We start from the raw sequence: 15,472 nt of genomic DNA, 5'->3' as shown, positions 1-15,472 counted from the left end.
TTATGGCAAAACAATCAGCAATAGAACAAGACGGATCCATCATTGAAGCATTATCCAATGCGATGTTCCGAGTAGAGTTAGAAAACGGGCATGTTGTAATTGCTCATATTTCCGGAAAAATGCGTATGCATTACATCAAATTGTTGCCTGGCGACAAAGTGAAATTGGAAATGAGTCCTTACGATTTATCCAAAGCAAGAATCACTTACAGATACTAAAGTTATTAAAAAATGAAAGTAAGAGCATCAGTTAAAAAAAGAAGCGCAGAATGTATCATTGTGCGTCGTAAAGGAAGATTGTACGTTATTAATAAAAAGAATCCTAGATTTAAACAAAGACAAGGATAATTATGGCAAGAATAGCAGGGGTAGATATACCTAAAAATAAAAGAGGGGTAATTGCTTTAACCTATATCTTCGGAATTGGTAAAAGTAGAGCTAGCGAAATTTTAGCAAAAGCTAATGTTAGCGAAGACAAGAAAGTTCAAGATTGGAATGATACCGAAATCGGAGCAATCCGTGATGCGGTTTCCTACTTCAAAATTGAAGGAGAATTACGTTCAGAAACTTCCTTAAACATCAAGCGTTTAATGGATATTGGATGTTACCGTGGAATCCGTCACAGATCAGGACTTCCATTACGCGGTCAACGTACTAAAAACAATTCTCGAACTAGAAAAGGTAAGCGCAAAACTGTTGCTAACAAGAAGAAAGCAACTAAATAATAAGTAGTATGGCTAAAGCAAATACAAAAAAACGCAAAGTAATTGTTGAATCATCTGGTGAAGCTCATATTAACGCTACTTTCAACAATATCATCATTTCGTTAACCAACAAAAAAGGAGAGGTAATCTCTTGGTCTTCTGCCGGTAAAATGGGATTCCGCGGTTCTAAAAAGAACACGCCTTATGCGGCACAAATGGCTGCAGAAGATTGCTCAAAAGTAGCCTTGGAAGCGGGTTTAAAGAAAGTGAAGGTATATGTGAAAGGGCCAGGTAACGGTAGAGAATCTGCTATCCGTTCTATCCACAATGGAGGAATAGAAGTTACCGAGATCATTGATGTTACACCAATGCCTCACAACGGTTGTCGTCCACCGAAAAGACGTCGCGTATAATTTTAAAGTATAACTCGGATAGAATACAGATTATCGGAGGATTTGACCTGAATTCATAATCTCTATCCCAAATAAAAAGTAAAATGGCAAGATATACTGGTCCAAAAACTAAAATCGCTCGTAAATTTGGTGAAGCGATCTTCGGAGACGATAAAGCCTTCGAAAAAAGAAATTACCCTCCAGGACAACATGGTTTGGCTAAAAAGAGAGGTAAAAAATCAGAATATGCAGTACAGTTGATGGAAAAGCAAAAAGCGAAGTATACGTACGGTATTTTGGAAAAACAATTCCGTAATCTTTACGAAAAAGCTTCTGCGGCTTCTGGGGTAACGGGTGAAATCCTTTTACAATTGTGCGAAGCTCGTTTAGATAATGTTGTATACCGTATGGGTATCGCTTCTTCGCGTCGTGCTGCACGTCAAATCGTTTCTCACCGACACATTACTGTCAATGGTGAAGTGGTAAACATCCCTTCGTACCACTTAAAACCAGGCGATAAAATCGCGGTTCGTGAGAAATCAAAATCATTAGAATCAATCGATCGTTCATTAGCTAACTCCTCAGCTGTTTACGAGTGGATTACTTGGAACAACGATACTAAAGAAGGAACTTTTGTTTCTGTTCCTGCCAGAATTCAAATTCCTGAGAATATCAAAGAACAATTGATCGTAGAGTTGTACAACAAATAATAACTGACACCTGTCGAAATTATGGCATTATTTAATTTTCAAAAACCAGACAAAGTAATCATGATCGATTCTACCGATTTTGAAGGTAAGTTTGAATTCAGACCTTTAGAACCGGGATATGGATTGACTGTGGGTAACGCACTGCGTCGCGTGTTGCTATCCGCTTTAGAAGGTTACGCAATTACTTCTGTAAGAATCGAGGGTGTTGAGCATGAGTTTTCAACAATCTCTGGTGTTGTGGAAGATGTAACCGAAATCGTTTTGAATTTGAAGCAAGTACGTTTCAAACGTCAAATCGAAGATATCGATAATGAGTCGGTAACTGTTTCCTTGACTGGAAAAGACCAAATTACTGCGGGTGATTTTCAAAAATTCATCTCCGGTTTCCAGGTTTTAAATCCAGAATTGGTTATCTGCAACCTTGATTCTAAAGTTAATTTCAATATTGAATTAACCATCGAAAAAGGTCGTGGATACGTTCCCGCCGAAGAAAATAAAAAACAAAATGCTCCATTCGGCACGATCTACATTGACTCCATCTTTACACCAGTAGTCAATGTGAAATATGCCATCGAAAACTTCCGTGTGGAACAAAAAACCGACTATGAGAAGTTAGTTTTCGAAATCAAAACCGACGGCTCCATCAATCCGAAAGATGCTTTGACAGAAGCAGCTAAAGTTTTAATCCATCATTTTATGCTTTTCTCTGATGAGCGTATCACGTTGGAAGCTGATGAAATTGCACAAACTGATACGTATGATGAAGAATCACTTCACATGCGTCAGTTGTTAAAGACAAAATTGGTTGATATGGACTTGTCTGTTCGTGCCCTAAACTGTTTGAAAGCAGCTGAAGTGGAAACCCTTGGCGATTTGGTTTCGTTTAACAAACATGATTTGATGAAATTCCGCAACTTCGGTAAAAAATCGTTGACCGAATTGGATGAGTTGGTAGCCAACAAAAACCTAACGTTCGGAATGGATTTATCAAAATATAAATTGGATAAAGACTAGTCTTTATTGCGTAAAAAGATTTTAAAATGAGACACGGAAAAAAAGTAAATCACTTAAGTAGACAAAGCGGACACAGAAAGTCTATGTTGGCGAATATGGCTTGTTCTTTAATTGAGCACAAACGTATCAACACGACCGTTGCGAAAGCGAAAGCACTAAAAGTATTTGTTGAACCTTTGATCACTAAATCAAAAGAAGATTCTACCCATAATCGTCGTATCGTTTTCTCCTATTTGAGAAATAAATATGCCGTTACAGAATTATTCCGCGATGTAGCTGCAAAAGTAGGTGATCGTCCAGGAGGATATACTCGTATTATCAAATTGGGTAACCGTTTGGGAGATAACGCTGATATGGCGATGATCGAATTGGTAGACTTCAATGAATTGTACAATGGAGGTAAAAAAGAGGAGAAAAAAGTAAAAAGCCGTCGTGGTGGTAAAGCTAAAAAAGCCGAAACGGCTGCTCCTGCTGTTGAAACTGCTCCTGAAGCACCTCAATCAAGTACTGAAGAAACCACTGAAAATGCAGAATAATTCAATTTTTGAATTAACTATAATAAAGGATGAGCCTTCGGGTTTATCCTTTTTTTTTTTTTTTTTAGTTTGATAAAAGAATTTTTTCATCCCAAAGTGAAATCCTAATTTTGCCCACAACAACACAACACTATGAAATATACTACACGTCCTCAAGCTCTTTTGTTACTCGCAGACGGAACAATTTTTTATGGAAAATCCATCGGAATTTCGGGAACTACTTTTGGTGAAGTTTGTTTTAATACCGGAATGACGGGATATCAAGAAGTTTTCACCGATCCTTCTTATTTCGGTCAAATTATGGTAACCACCAATGCGCATATAGGAAATTATGGGGTAAATGCTACAGAAGTCGAATCCGATCAAATTATGATTTCGGGCTTGGTGTGTAAAAATTTTAGTTTTACCCATTCGCGCCCCGATTCAGAAAGTGATTTATTCACCTATTTCGAAAAACAAAACGTGGTCGCTATTTCCGATGTTGATACCCGTGCTTTGGTGAGTTATATTCGTGATCATGGCGCCCAAAATGCTGTAATTTGTACCGATGGAACTCCCATCGAAGAACTCAAACGCCAATTGGCTTTAGTCCCCGATATGAAAGGATTAGAGTTGGCCTCAAAAGTTTCAGCAACACAAGCGTATACTTTTGGCAATGCAGATGCAACCTATCACATAGCCGCTTTAGATTTGGGAATTAAACGCAATATCCTTCGAAATTTAGCGCAAAGAGATTGCTGTATTCATGTGTTTCCCTACGACACTTCTTTTGAAACTTTAGTAGCCATTCAGCCCGACGGTTACTTTTTATCTAACGGTCCTGGTGATCCTGATCCGTTAGTGCAAGTACAAGAAACCGCTCGACAAATGATTGCTTCGGATAAACCCGTGTTTGGGATATGCTTAGGCCATCAAATTCTAGCTTTGGCCAATGGGGTACCCACCTATAAAATGTTTAATGGACATCGAGGAATTAATCATCCCGTGATGAATATAGTAACAGGGAAAGGGGAGATTACTTCACAAAATCATGGTTTTGCAGTGGATCGGGAAGCCTTAGAAAACCATCCTGATTTGGAAATAACCCACTACCATCTTAACGACCAAACCGTTGCAGGGATGCGAATGAAGTCAAAATCGTGTTTTTCAGTACAATACCATCCCGAAGCGAGTCCAGGCCCACACGATGCCTCGTATTTGTTTGATCAATTTATAGAAGCCATTCACCAAGCAAAATCGGTTACAGCTTAATCATTGTTGGTGAATTTTTCATAAAGATCTTCAAATTCAATATTGTTTCTCAAGAACTGACTGTTCGTAACATACCAGCGGTTAACCATCTCACTTTTTTTGACTTGTATCGAGTAGAGCGTGTCAAAAAAAGTGTTTTTTATTTCATTAAATCGGCGTACTTCAGCATTGTAATCCTCGACTTTAATGGGAGAGTTGTTTTCAAGAAAATTCTTTTTAATTTTTTGAAAATCTTCATAAACCGTCACATATTGCTGAAACAAGGGAAGTAATGTTTCGTTTTGAATTTTAATAAAGTGGATAAACTCTACATTCGCTTCAATTAAGCTTTGATCTTCATAATCGTTTTTGAATAAGTCCGTTTTTAACAACGACTCCTGCAATACGCCACTCATAAAAGTCATGCATTCTTGTACTTGATTGGGGGAACGGTATTTTAATAGTGCCATTAATTTGTCATCTAAGACGTTGATTTTGTAAAAGATAAGATTTAGATACGCATTATACTCAAAAACATTCCTTTTGTTGAAACTACGGATATGAATACGATGCTTTAATCCAAAAGCTTTTTTGGCCGTTTCATAGGCTAAAATATCTTTGTAATAAATCGCAATTTGATGCTCTTTGTATGCAAAATTGTTGAAAATAGCGGCATAATCTAAACCACTTTGTTGCGCATAATCATTTAATTTAAGGGACTTGTTTTTGAGTAATTCAATGGTTTTAGTATTCATTTGAATGAATGCATCCCGTAAAGCCACATCGCCATCGATACCAATGTCATTTCGCAAAAGATTCTCATTGATGTCTTCCAATTTATTGTAAATCCGCTCCATCGTAGCACTAATCCTTGAGTCTGGCGTAAAATCAATAATGGATTTTGAATATTCCATCAAAGATTCCTTGACAAACAATTCATTTTTTCCAAAATCATTAATGTAGGCTTTGGCATTGCGGTAATGTTGTCCCAACAGTAGCGAGGAACAAAAACAAAGAAGGAACATCAATTGGAGACGTAGGGTTTTCATGTTTTCACTTGTTTTAGTTACAATACGGTATAAAAATACAAACTGATAATTAGCTGTGCAATTTTATATTCGATAAAAATACAAAAAAATACGATAAAGTATTATGAAGTAAATAAAATGTAAGAAAATACATTAAAAAATGTATTTTGCATTCTGCCGTGCTTTCCTTGCTATTTTTTTTCGATTCGCAATCGATTGAGTTTATAAGTTTTTGAGTAATTCAAACTTTGGTTCCCCTTGATTCTTTAATTTTGTAAAAAGAACATTGCATAACTATTTAATTCCTATTAGCATGAGTATTATCATTAAAGTACATGCGCGTCAAATTTTAGACTCTCGTGGAAATCCTACAATTGAAGTGGATGTCGTAACCGAAAATGGTGTTTTAGGCCGCGCTGCCGTTCCTAGTGGCGCTTCAACTGGCGAACATGAAGCGGTTGAGTTACGTGACGGCGGTAAAAATTACCTTGGAAAAGGCGTTTTGAAAGCAGTTGAAAATGTCAATACCAAAATTGCCCCCGAACTCGTAGGGACTTCTGTTTTTGAGCAAAATAGTATCGATAAAACCATGATTGCCTTGGATGGAACGGCCAACAAATCCAATTTAGGAGCCAATGCTATTTTAGGGGTGTCACTTGCAGTGGCCAAAGCGGCTGCTAATGAACTGGGCTTGCCTTTGTACCGTTATGTAGGAGGTGTTTCTGCACACACTTTACCTGTTCCTATGATGAATATCATCAACGGTGGGTCGCATTCCGATGCTCCAATTGCTTTCCAAGAGTTTATGATTATGCCAGTAAAAGCAAAGTCATTTACACATGCGATGCAAATGGGTACTGAGATTTTTCATCATTTGAAAAAAGTGTTACACGACCGCCATCTTTCTACTGCAGTGGGTGATGAAGGGGGATTTGCACCAAACTTGGCTGGAGGAACTGAAGATGCTCTCGACTCGATTAAAGTAGCCGTTGAAAAGGCAGGGTACACGTTTGGTGAAGACATCAAAATCGCTTTAGATTGTGCCGCGTCTGAGTTTTATGTAAACGGGAAATATGATTATACCAAGTTTGAAGGTGCACAAGGAAAAGTGCGTACTTCAGAAGAACAAGCCGATTATTTAGCTTCCTTGGCTTCCAAATATCCCATCGTGTCTATTGAAGACGGGATGTATGAAGACGATTGGGACGGTTGGAAAATGTTGACCGATAAAATTGGCGACAAAGTTCAATTGGTAGGCGATGATTTATTTGTAACCAATGTGGAGCGTTTAGCTACAGGTATCGAAAAAGGGATTGCCAACTCAATTTTGGTGAAGGTAAACCAAATTGGAACATTATCCGAAACCATTGCAGCAGTAACCATGGCGCATAATGCAGGTTATACGTCTGTAATGTCGCATCGTTCGGGAGAAACCGAAGATACTACGATTGCCGATTTAGCCGTAGCACTCAATTGCGGGCAAATCAAAACGGGTTCAGCTTCCCGCTCCGATCGTATGGCCAAATACAATCAATTGTTACGGATCGAGGAGGAATTGGCAGAAACGGCTTATTTCCCAGGTGAAAAAGCCTTTAGACAACGATAAGTTAGTTTTGATTTCATAAACAAGCCCTATCACAAGTGTTGATGGGGCTTTTTTTATGCAAATTCTCGTCTTGTCCCCGCAATTGCTCATTGATGTGAAGTGCATGTGAAGATTTGATTATCTTTGATTTCTTACTTAAAAATGCATGCGTAACGGATTTATTGTCGGTTTTTTATTTCTTTTTTTCTGGGCTGGTGCACAACCCCAGATGGCCGATAGTTTGCAACAAGTATTGCGCAAAGAAAGCAATCCTATCGAGCGGTTACGTCTTTTAAACGCCTTATCCGATGCTTACAAACCCGCAGCTCCAGAGTCCATGCGAACCTATGCGTTGCAGGCTCAAAAACTAGCGGTACAATTGTCCGATCATGTGCAAGAAGGCTATGCCTTAATTAGTTTGGGGAATGCCGATGTGTTGCAGTCCAACTACAAAAGGGCACTGCAGTATTTTCAACAGGCGAAATCTATTTTTGAAACAGAAAATCAAACGTTACCCTCCGTAAAAATAGGGATGGCCAAAGCGCTCGGGAGTCTGGGAATTATTTTCTCAGAGCAAAGTAATTACACCAAAGCGCTTGAGTTTTATTTAAAAGCGGTAACAATTTATGAGCAGTTAAACGAACCCGAACGATGCGCACGTTTGTACAATAATATCGGTGTGCTTTATCAGTCGCAACAAGCTTATGGCAAAGCACTGACCTATTTTACAAAAACCGAAAAGTTGCTGAAAGATCCCAATGATCCTGTTTTAGGGGTGACGTATACCAATATTGGCAATGCCTTGGTAGGTCAGAAACAGTATACTAGTGCCACTGCGTATTACCAAAAAGCTCAAATTATTCTAGAGAAAAATCAAGACGCCCGCGGTTTGGGGGAGTTGTTCAATAATCTAGGATTGTTATACCAAAAGAAAGCTCAAAAAGCAGCTGCTATTCAAGCATGGCAATCGGCGGAGCAAACGTTTACTGCTTTTGGAGAATCCTTTGGGTTGGGCGATACCTACTTTTATTTAGCTCAGTTTTGGCAAAAGGAAAATCAAACCGATAAAGCCCGTTTTTATGCGCAAAAAACCTTAGCATTGGCGCGGCAAAATGAAGTGTTGGAGCAACAAATGCTGGTCGAGAAATTGCTTAGTGAACTGGCCGAAAAAGAGGGTGATCTTACGGGTGCTTTTCGTCATTATAAATTGTATACTTCACTCAAAGATAGTATTCAAAATGTTGCTTCAATTCGGAAAGGCGTCGAGGCAGAGCTTAATTTTGAATTTGATAAACGCAATTTGTTGCAAAAAGAGGCTTTGTTAAAAAAGGACTTGCTTTTACAAGAAACTGCAAAGCGAAATCGCCTGCAATTGGTGTATTCCGTATTGATCGCTGTGTTGTTGTTTGGATTAGGGTTTTTGTGGTACAATCGATTGCAAATTAAGAAAACACTGACACTACAAAAAGAACTAGCGGAATTCGAACAGAAAGCATTGCATTTACAAATGAATCCCCATTTTGTCTTCAACTGTTTGGGGTCGATTTCTAGTTTTATCGTCAATAACGGAAAAGAATCAGCGGTAAAATATTTGGCCAAATTTTCAAAATTAATGCGTTTGACGCTCGAGTTTTCAAAAGAATCCTTAATTTCGGTAGATAAAGAAATTGATGCGCTTCAAAATTATTTGGAATTGGAGCAATTGCGATTCAATTCGATCTTTGAGTTTACCATTGAAAAGTCGGCTGACATTGAAGATAATATGGGAATACCCCCGTTACTCATTCAGCCTTTTGTAGAAAATGCCTTGATTCACGGGATTGTGCCGAAGAAAAATGTAGGGTTGATTTCCATTCGATTTGATTTGAAAGCCGAGCAATTGCGATGTACTATTAGCGATAACGGTATTGGTATTACGGCATCACAAAAAATAAAAGCGCAATCGGTTTCAGTTCATAAATCAATGGCTATCGAAATCATTCGAATGCGGTTGGAAAAAATTGCCTCCACGACAGGGAAAGCTGCAGGAGTTGAAATAAAAGAATTGTCCTCACAAGGGACGATAACGGGTACAGAAGTAATCTTGAGTATCCCCATTCAATTTATAGCACAATAGTATGAAAATAACCGCCCTTTTAATCGACGACGATCCAAACCTTCGCAGTGGAATGCGTGGTTTGTTGTCTATGGTCGCTCCTGAGGTAGTGATTGTGGCCGAAGCCGAAGATGTTGCTTCAGGAGTAGCAGCGATTGAAAAGTGGCAACCCCAAGTGTTGTTTTTAGATATCCAGCTCAACGACGGAACCGGATTTGATGTGCTTGAACATTTTACGAAAAACAATACGGTATTGCGAAGTCAAGTGGTATTTATCACCGCCCATGAGCAATATGCTGTAAAAGCTTTTCGGTTAAGTGCGCTAGATTATCTGCTCAAACCGGTCGATCCGGATGAGTTGAAATCGGTGGTCGAAAAATTAAAGAAATCCCAAAACGAGTCCACGGGAATTTCGCATGTCGAACTTTTGTTGGAAAATATCAAACGGCAAACGAATAATTTTAAGCGTATCGCCCTCACGAATTCCGATGGCATCCATTTGTTTGAAATCGCCGATATTATTCGCTGCGAAAGTGAAGATAACTACACCACTTTTTACATCCGAAACAACAAGCCGGTTTTGGTTTCACGCACCTTAAAAGAGTTTGAAGAATTATTGCGGGACCACGGTTTTGTTCGAATACATCAGTCCCATTTGATTAATTTGACTTTCTTGAAGAGTTATGTCAAGAAAAATGGAGGGTATGTTGTCATGGCCGATCAAACCCATTTGCCCATTTCTCAACGTAACAAAGAGCGCTTGCAAGAATTGATAACCAAAACATTATAACTGCGCATGATATGAAAAGATTTTTATTCTTCTGGTTAAGCATGGGTACTGTTACCCTCGGAGCACAAACGGTTGTGATTCCCGATGCTGTATTGAAGAATAAATTGGTAAATACTTCTTGTGCTGATTTTAATGATGATGGAATTTATGATGGCGACGTTGATACCAACAATGATGGTGAAATTCAACTAAGTGAAGCCCAGGTTGTATTGCGTTTAAAACTGAACAATACAAGTTTACCCAACCCCAATGCATTTACGAATGCTACTGGATTGAATGCCTTTACGGCTTGTCGCGAATTAAATGTAGCCTTCAATCAACTCATGCAGTTTAATATTGCGATGCCTTCGCTTGAAATTTTAAAAGTAAATAACAATGCGCTGAATTCCCTTACGCTCAATGGGCTAGGCTTTTTAAATGATTTAGATTGTTCGCAAAACAATTTGAATACTTTAGATTTACAACCGGTCGCGCTGCTTGAATCCCTCCGAGCCGACTTTAATCCGCTAGGGACTGTCAATTTGGAGTTTACGCCCGAACTTGCCTTTTTATCGTTGCAAAGTTGTAGTCTTTCGGCACTTAATTTGTCCTCGACGCCAGCCTTATTGTTTTTAAAATTATCTGATAATTCATTTACGCCAAATCTTAATGCTTTGGTCAATTTGAAAACCCTAATTGTTCGAAACATGGGGTTGCAAAATTTAGATCTATCTTCAAATACCAACTTGTTGAGTGTGGATCTCAGTCAAAATAGCTTTTCGTTCTTTGTGTTTCCATTAGCGCCGAGTTTAAATTCGGTAACTATTTCTAGTTGTCCTAATTTATCTTCGATCAACCTTAATTCTTTAAAAGGGCTTACCTTTTTAGAATGTAATAACAATCCCTCTTTACAGTTTATTTTTGCCAAAAATGGGCAAGCTACCTATCAACAGCTTTCTTTAAATGGTTTGTCGGAGTTGCAATATATATGTTCAGATTCTGGAGCTTTTGATGATTTTGAAATAGCACTTGGGACGTCAACAGTACCTGTAAATGATTATTGCACTATTCCGCCGGGAGGAAATTACAATACGATACGCGGAACGGCTCGATGGGATGCTGGGCAAAATGGATGTGATTTAAATGATTTCCCTATTCGACATTTAAAACTCAAAATGGAAGGGGGAGCCAATTACGCGACGTTTACTACTAACGATGGTTCGTATGCGTTATTCCCTAATACAGGAGTAAATTACACACTTTCTCCTTGGGTTGAAAATACAGCCAACACTACGGTTACACCATCACAACAAACGATAGCTTTTTCTCAAGTCAATGGTCAAGAGCAAGTTGTTGATGTGTGTTTGTCACCCAATGGAATCTATCACGATGTAGAAGTAGCGGTGGCTCCGTTGTATTTATTTCAGCCTGGGACTTCCAATACGTTGGTTATTGTCCTTCGTAATAAAGGTAATCAAGTATCCAATGGAACTTTTTCGTTGAATTATGATGCTTCACGCTGTACTTATCTCAATGCAACAGCTGCTCCCAGTCAAAGTGGGGGAGGACTTGTAACGTGGAATTACACGGGGTTGCAGCCTTGGGCTACTCAAGCGGTTTATGTACAATTGGCCGTAAATGCAGAAACCGATACGATTCCTGTATTGGTAGGTGATACCTTACCTTTTCAAACGACCGTCAGTCCCAGCGATATTGATCAACAACCTGTAGATGATACATTTGTCATTGAACAGCCTGTAATAGACTCTTTTGAACCCAACTCTTTATTGTGCCTACAAGGTCCTCAGTTACCCACAGCAGCTATTGGATCGTATTTACATTACATGATTAACTTTGAGAATACAGGAGCTTCTCAAGCAGCTCAAGTTGTAGTTCGTTTAGAGATAAATGGAGCCGAATTTGATGTAGATTCTTGGCAAATTCTCGATACCTCTGCACCTTCAGTGATTCGTCAAAAAGATGCGTTAATTGATATCTTTTTCCCTAATTTGCAAATTGATACAGGAGGTCATGGCAATGTGTTGATGAGGATTCGATCTAAAAATTCTTTAGGGAATGGGGATACTGTAAATAACCGTGCAGATATTTTCTTTGACTACAATCTTCCTTTAAATACAGGCATTACCCAAACGGTCTATCAAGATTTAAATCTGCCTGAAACTCCTGATTATATGGGGATAACCATAACTCCCAATCCCGTTGTTGATTTGTTGAGCATTAATGCATCGGCTACGATACTAAAAATTGAAGTGTACGACAGCCAAGGACGTTTATTGCAAATTCGATACGCACAAGGACTACAAGAAAAGCTTGATTTTCAACAAAAAGCTTCAGGTGTGTATTGGATAAAAGTAGATACAGAAAACGGAAGTGCTGTAAAAAAACTGATTAAAAACTAATTGATATAGTGCTTTTTTTCCTCTCTTTCAATAGGTAAAATCGCTAATTTGTAGGCTATAATTCAGCTACACTAATCTTGTAAAATTTATTATTTATTTAACGAAAACGTTGGGTATTTTCCTTTTAAGTTCGTAGTTAATTCCCTAATTTTGTTAAATTATTATTTATCAGATTTAATTTCCTATTTATATTATGTCAAAAACAGCGATATTAGAGATTGATGGCAAAAAGTATGAGTTTCCCATGATCGTCGGAAGCGAAAATGAAGCCGCTATTGATATTGAAAAGTTACGTGCTTTAACGGGGGCAATTACGTTGGATCCCGGGTACAAAAATTCAGGTTCATGTGAAAGCAAAATCACTTTTCTTGATGGGGAAGAAGGGATTCTTCGTTACCGAGGTTATGCTATTGAAGAGTTGGCTGAAAAGGCAAGCTTTTTGGAGGTGTCTTATTTGTTGATTTTCGGTGAACTTCCTACCCGTGCTCAACTCAATCAATTTGAAGACGACATTCGTAAATACACCTTGGTGAATGAGGAAATGAAAAACATCATCGATGGGTTTCCAAAAACCGCGCACCCTATGGGCGTTTTAGCATCCTTAACCAGTGCATTAACAGCTTTCAATCCCAAGTCGGTTGATCCCCATGATGATAAAGAAATGTACATCGCAGTATGTAAAACCATGGCGAAGTTCATCGTGATTGCTACATGGACCTATCGTAAATCTATGGGGTTCCCGTTGAATTATTACGACAATACGAAAGGCTATGTAGAAAATTTCATGCGATTAATGTTTGAATTGCCTACAGGTCCCTATGAATCGGATAAGGTAATTGTGGAAGCTTTGGATAAGTTATTTATTTTGCATGCTGATCACGAACAAAACTGTTCGACCTCAACGGTACGTATTGTTGGTTCTTCACATGCCGGATTGTTTGCTTCGATTTCTGCAGGAGTTTCTGCTCTATGGGGTCCTCTACACGGAGGAGCCAACCAAGCTGTTTTGGAAATGTTGGAACAAATCAACAAAGATGGTGGTGATGTGGCCAAATATGTCCTTAAAGCAAAGGATAAAGATGATCCATTCCGATTAATGGGCTTTGGACACCGCGTTTACAAAAATTTTGATCCTCGTGCAAAGATTATCAAAAAAGCGGCAGATGAAGTGTTGTCTAAGTTAGGAGTTGATGACCCGCTATTGGATATCGCTAAACAATTAGAACAAGTAGCTTTGGAGGATGATTATTTCAAATCACGTAATTTATATCCAAATGTGGATTTCTATTCTGGTATTATTTACCGCGCTTTAGGGATACCTACTGAAATGTTTACGGTAATGTTCGCCATAGGACGTTTACCAGGATGGATAGCCCAATGGAAAGAAATGCGTATCAATAAAGAACCTATAGGAAGACCACGTCAAGTGTACACAGGGTATGCTTTACGTCCCTTTGTTCCAGTAGATCAACGATAATAAAATTGAAAGACTCTCCTTGTGGGGAGTTTTTTTGTGCCCTGAATTTATTTGTAAGAAAAATATTATATATAATATAAATAAATGTCTTTAAACGAGTTAATTAGTTTTTTGTCGTTATTTTTAAAAATATTCAATAATTTAGTATAAGAAAACACACAGAAACATAGGTCAAACTTAATTTAAATTATCATGTAAAAAAAGAACCTCAAACATTAACCTACCCCACTTCAAACTAATGCCTATGGAAACGAAAAGAATTACCTCATGGTGGGCGTGCCTTGCCCTCGGCACCCCTTTTATGTTCTTCGCACAAACACCTCCTTTGAATAATACGTTTCAAGGACAACAAACGGGAACCAACAATGTTGGAAGCTACAATGCCGGTTTTGGATTTTTTACACTAACCAATAATGTTGGAAATAGTAACGCCGGATTTGGGAACAACGTTTTAACACTTTCTAAAGGGAGTTTTAATTGTGCTTTTGGAAACGGCGCATTAGCGAATAATGATTCTGGTGAACTAAACGTGGCTATTGGTACACGTGCACTTGAAAACAATTTCTCAGGCAATCGAAATGTGGCCATAGGTCATCGTAGTATGGGAAATGTAGTCAATCCTGGTTCAAATAATACAGCAGTTGGCTTTGGTAGTTTGTTTAGTGCCTATGGAAGTGGAAATGTAGCATTGGGTAGTATGACACCACGGCACATGACCTCTGGCAATGGAAACATATTTATAGGTAACGAAACCGCCGTGAATTTACTTACTGGGGATAACAATGTTTTTTTAGGAAGAGTTACGGTTTCTACCGATCCTACCACACCAATTATTGCAGGAAATAATTTGGATCGAACGATAATCTTTGCCGATGGTTCAGGGAGCCAACGTATCTTTGTTTCTGCGACAGGAAATGTGGGTTTGGGTTTAGGAAATAATGTAATTCCCAACAACCGTTTGGATGTGAATGGCGGAGTAGTCATCGGTCGTAATTACACTTCACGCAGTTGGCCTACACCTACTGCTGGATTTACAGCACCATCCAACGGACTTTTAGTAGAAGGTCGTGTGGGGTTAGGAACCGCTACTCCGGGCAATCGTTTGGAAATTGCACAAGGGACTCCCGGTGCTTCAGGATTACGTTTTACTAATCTAACTAGCGCTTTTGTTCCTACAAATACTACATTTAGTGATAAGTTTTTAACGGTAAATGCAACAGGCGATGTGGTTTTGGAACGCATTCCTTCATTTGCTATTTCCAATCAATTGCAATCCAATCAAAATACGTTACAGAGTAATGTCAATGGGGTAACTACTTCGACGCCTATTATTAATTCGGTTTCTACCGTTATCAATGAAGGCAATCAATTGGTCACTATTATCAACGGTGTTCCTAGTGCACCAGTGACTTTACCCATTCCATCTTATATTGACACCGATGCCCAAACCTTGGCATTAAACGGACAAGTACTTTCGATTTCCAATGGGAACTCGGTTACTTTGCCTGTCGAT

General features: G+C 38.7%; 14 protein-coding genes and 1 pseudogene. 14 read left to right on the top strand and 1 reads right to left on the bottom strand.

From position 1 onward, the window contains the following. Positions 1–2: 2 nt before the first annotated feature. The 8 genes from infA to carA all read left to right on the top strand — a co-directional run bounded on the left by infA (position 3) and on the right by carA (position 4,606). On the top strand, positions 3–218 hold the full coding sequence (infA, locus tag Q0037_RS05080; protein WP_026714631.1) for a translation initiation factor IF-1: 216 nt from the start codon (positions 3–5) through the stop codon (positions 216–218). A 12-nt stretch (positions 219–230) separates the two neighbouring features. Further along, on the top strand, positions 231–347 hold the full coding sequence (gene ykgO, locus Q0037_RS05075; RefSeq protein WP_002987490.1) for a type B 50S ribosomal protein L36: 117 nt from the start codon (positions 231–233) through the stop codon (positions 345–347). 2 nt (positions 348–349) lie between these two features. Next, positions 350–724 (top strand): 30S ribosomal protein S13, encoded by a 375-nt coding sequence (gene rpsM, locus Q0037_RS05070; protein ID WP_297516350.1) that lies wholly within the window; start codon positions 350–352, stop codon positions 722–724. Positions 725–732: 8 nt separating this feature from the next. Further along, complete coding sequence (gene rpsK, locus Q0037_RS05065) at positions 733–1,116, top strand: 30S ribosomal protein S11 (RefSeq protein WP_073361281.1); 384 nt, start codon at positions 733–735, stop codon at positions 1,114–1,116. An 83-nt stretch (positions 1,117–1,199) separates the two neighbouring features. Continuing rightward, positions 1,200–1,805 (top strand): 30S ribosomal protein S4, encoded by a 606-nt coding sequence (rpsD, locus tag Q0037_RS05060; RefSeq protein WP_297516346.1) that lies wholly within the window; start codon positions 1,200–1,202, stop codon positions 1,803–1,805. A 21-nt stretch (positions 1,806–1,826) separates the two neighbouring features. Then, positions 1,827–2,819 (top strand): DNA-directed RNA polymerase subunit alpha, encoded by a 993-nt coding sequence (locus Q0037_RS05055; protein ID WP_073361277.1) that lies wholly within the window; start codon positions 1,827–1,829, stop codon positions 2,817–2,819. Positions 2,820–2,845: 26 nt separating this feature from the next. Next, on the top strand, positions 2,846–3,355 hold the full coding sequence (gene rplQ, locus Q0037_RS05050) for a 50S ribosomal protein L17 (RefSeq protein ID WP_297516343.1): 510 nt from the start codon (positions 2,846–2,848) through the stop codon (positions 3,353–3,355). Positions 3,356–3,487: 132 nt separating this feature from the next. Further along, positions 3,488–4,606 (top strand): glutamine-hydrolyzing carbamoyl-phosphate synthase small subunit, encoded by a 1,119-nt coding sequence (gene carA, locus Q0037_RS05045; RefSeq protein ID WP_297516340.1) that lies wholly within the window; start codon positions 3,488–3,490, stop codon positions 4,604–4,606. Here the strand turns inward: carA and Q0037_RS05040 are convergent. After that, positions 4,603–5,634, bottom strand: coding sequence for a hypothetical protein (locus Q0037_RS05040; protein ID WP_297516338.1), 1,032 nt, complete (start codon positions 5,632–5,634; stop codon positions 4,603–4,605). The two genes, carA and Q0037_RS05040, sit on opposite strands and share 4 nt — an antisense overlap. Positions 5,635–5,926: 292 nt before the next feature. Between Q0037_RS05040 and eno the strand changes: the two genes are divergently transcribed. The 6 genes and pseudogenes from eno to Q0037_RS05010 form a co-directional block, all read left to right on the top strand. Further along, positions 5,927–7,219 (top strand): phosphopyruvate hydratase, encoded by a 1,293-nt coding sequence (gene eno / locus Q0037_RS05035; RefSeq protein WP_297516336.1) that lies wholly within the window; start codon positions 5,927–5,929, stop codon positions 7,217–7,219. Between the two features lie 145 nt (positions 7,220–7,364). Further along, positions 7,365–9,314, top strand: a complete 1,950-nt coding sequence (locus tag Q0037_RS05030) for a tetratricopeptide repeat protein (RefSeq protein ID WP_297516334.1) — start codon at positions 7,365–7,367, stop codon at positions 9,312–9,314. Between the two features lies 1 nt (position 9,315). Next, a complete protein-coding gene (locus Q0037_RS05025; RefSeq protein WP_297516332.1) occupies positions 9,316–10,083 on the top strand; it encodes a LytTR family DNA-binding domain-containing protein in 768 nt (255 codons plus the stop codon). A gap of 11 nt (positions 10,084–10,094) precedes the next feature. Further along, the gene (locus Q0037_RS05020; RefSeq protein ID WP_297516330.1) at positions 10,095–12,482 is read left to right on the top strand and encodes a T9SS type A sorting domain-containing protein; all 2,388 of its coding nucleotides are present in this window, start codon (positions 10,095–10,097) and stop codon (positions 12,480–12,482) included. A gap of 193 nt (positions 12,483–12,675) precedes the next feature. Next, complete coding sequence (locus Q0037_RS05015; protein WP_297516328.1) at positions 12,676–13,959, top strand: citrate synthase; 1,284 nt, start codon at positions 12,676–12,678, stop codon at positions 13,957–13,959. Between the two features lie 244 nt (positions 13,960–14,203). After that, positions 14,204–15,472, top strand: a pseudogene (locus Q0037_RS05010) (hypothetical protein); the annotation flags it as partial.

Source organism: Flavobacterium sp., assembly GCF_027482425.1.
In the GTDB taxonomy this organism is placed as follows: Bacteria; Bacteroidota; Bacteroidia; order Flavobacteriales; family Flavobacteriaceae; genus Flavobacterium.
Note: the sequence above shows the minus strand (reverse complement) of the source record. Positions and strands in the feature narration are given on the sequence as shown.

Excerpts from the sequence above, each read along its gene's own strand:
- infA (WP_026714631.1), top strand. The coding sequence starts at position 3 with ATGGCAAAACAATCAGCAATAGAACAAGACGGATCCATCATTGAAGCA.
- ykgO (WP_002987490.1), top strand. The coding sequence starts at position 231 with ATGAAAGTAAGAGCATCAGTTAAAAAAAGAAGCGCAGAATGTATCATT.
- rpsM (WP_297516350.1), top strand. The coding sequence starts at position 350 with ATGGCAAGAATAGCAGGGGTAGATATACCTAAAAATAAAAGAGGGGTA.
- rpsK (WP_073361281.1), top strand. The coding sequence starts at position 733 with ATGGCTAAAGCAAATACAAAAAAACGCAAAGTAATTGTTGAATCATCT.
- rpsD (WP_297516346.1), top strand. The coding sequence starts at position 1,200 with ATGGCAAGATATACTGGTCCAAAAACTAAAATCGCTCGTAAATTTGGT.
- Q0037_RS05055 (WP_073361277.1), top strand. The coding sequence starts at position 1,827 with ATGGCATTATTTAATTTTCAAAAACCAGACAAAGTAATCATGATCGAT.
- rplQ (WP_297516343.1), top strand. The coding sequence starts at position 2,846 with ATGAGACACGGAAAAAAAGTAAATCACTTAAGTAGACAAAGCGGACAC.
- carA (WP_297516340.1), top strand. The coding sequence starts at position 3,488 with ATGAAATATACTACACGTCCTCAAGCTCTTTTGTTACTCGCAGACGGA.
- Q0037_RS05040 (WP_297516338.1), bottom strand. The coding sequence starts at position 5,634 with ATGAAAACCCTACGTCTCCAATTGATGTTCCTTCTTTGTTTTTGTTCC.
- eno (WP_297516336.1), top strand. The coding sequence starts at position 5,927 with ATGAGTATTATCATTAAAGTACATGCGCGTCAAATTTTAGACTCTCGT.
- Q0037_RS05030 (WP_297516334.1), top strand. The coding sequence starts at position 7,365 with ATGCGTAACGGATTTATTGTCGGTTTTTTATTTCTTTTTTTCTGGGCT.
- Q0037_RS05025 (WP_297516332.1), top strand. The coding sequence starts at position 9,316 with ATGAAAATAACCGCCCTTTTAATCGACGACGATCCAAACCTTCGCAGT.
- Q0037_RS05020 (WP_297516330.1), top strand. The coding sequence starts at position 10,095 with ATGAAAAGATTTTTATTCTTCTGGTTAAGCATGGGTACTGTTACCCTC.
- Q0037_RS05015 (WP_297516328.1), top strand. The coding sequence starts at position 12,676 with ATGTCAAAAACAGCGATATTAGAGATTGATGGCAAAAAGTATGAGTTT.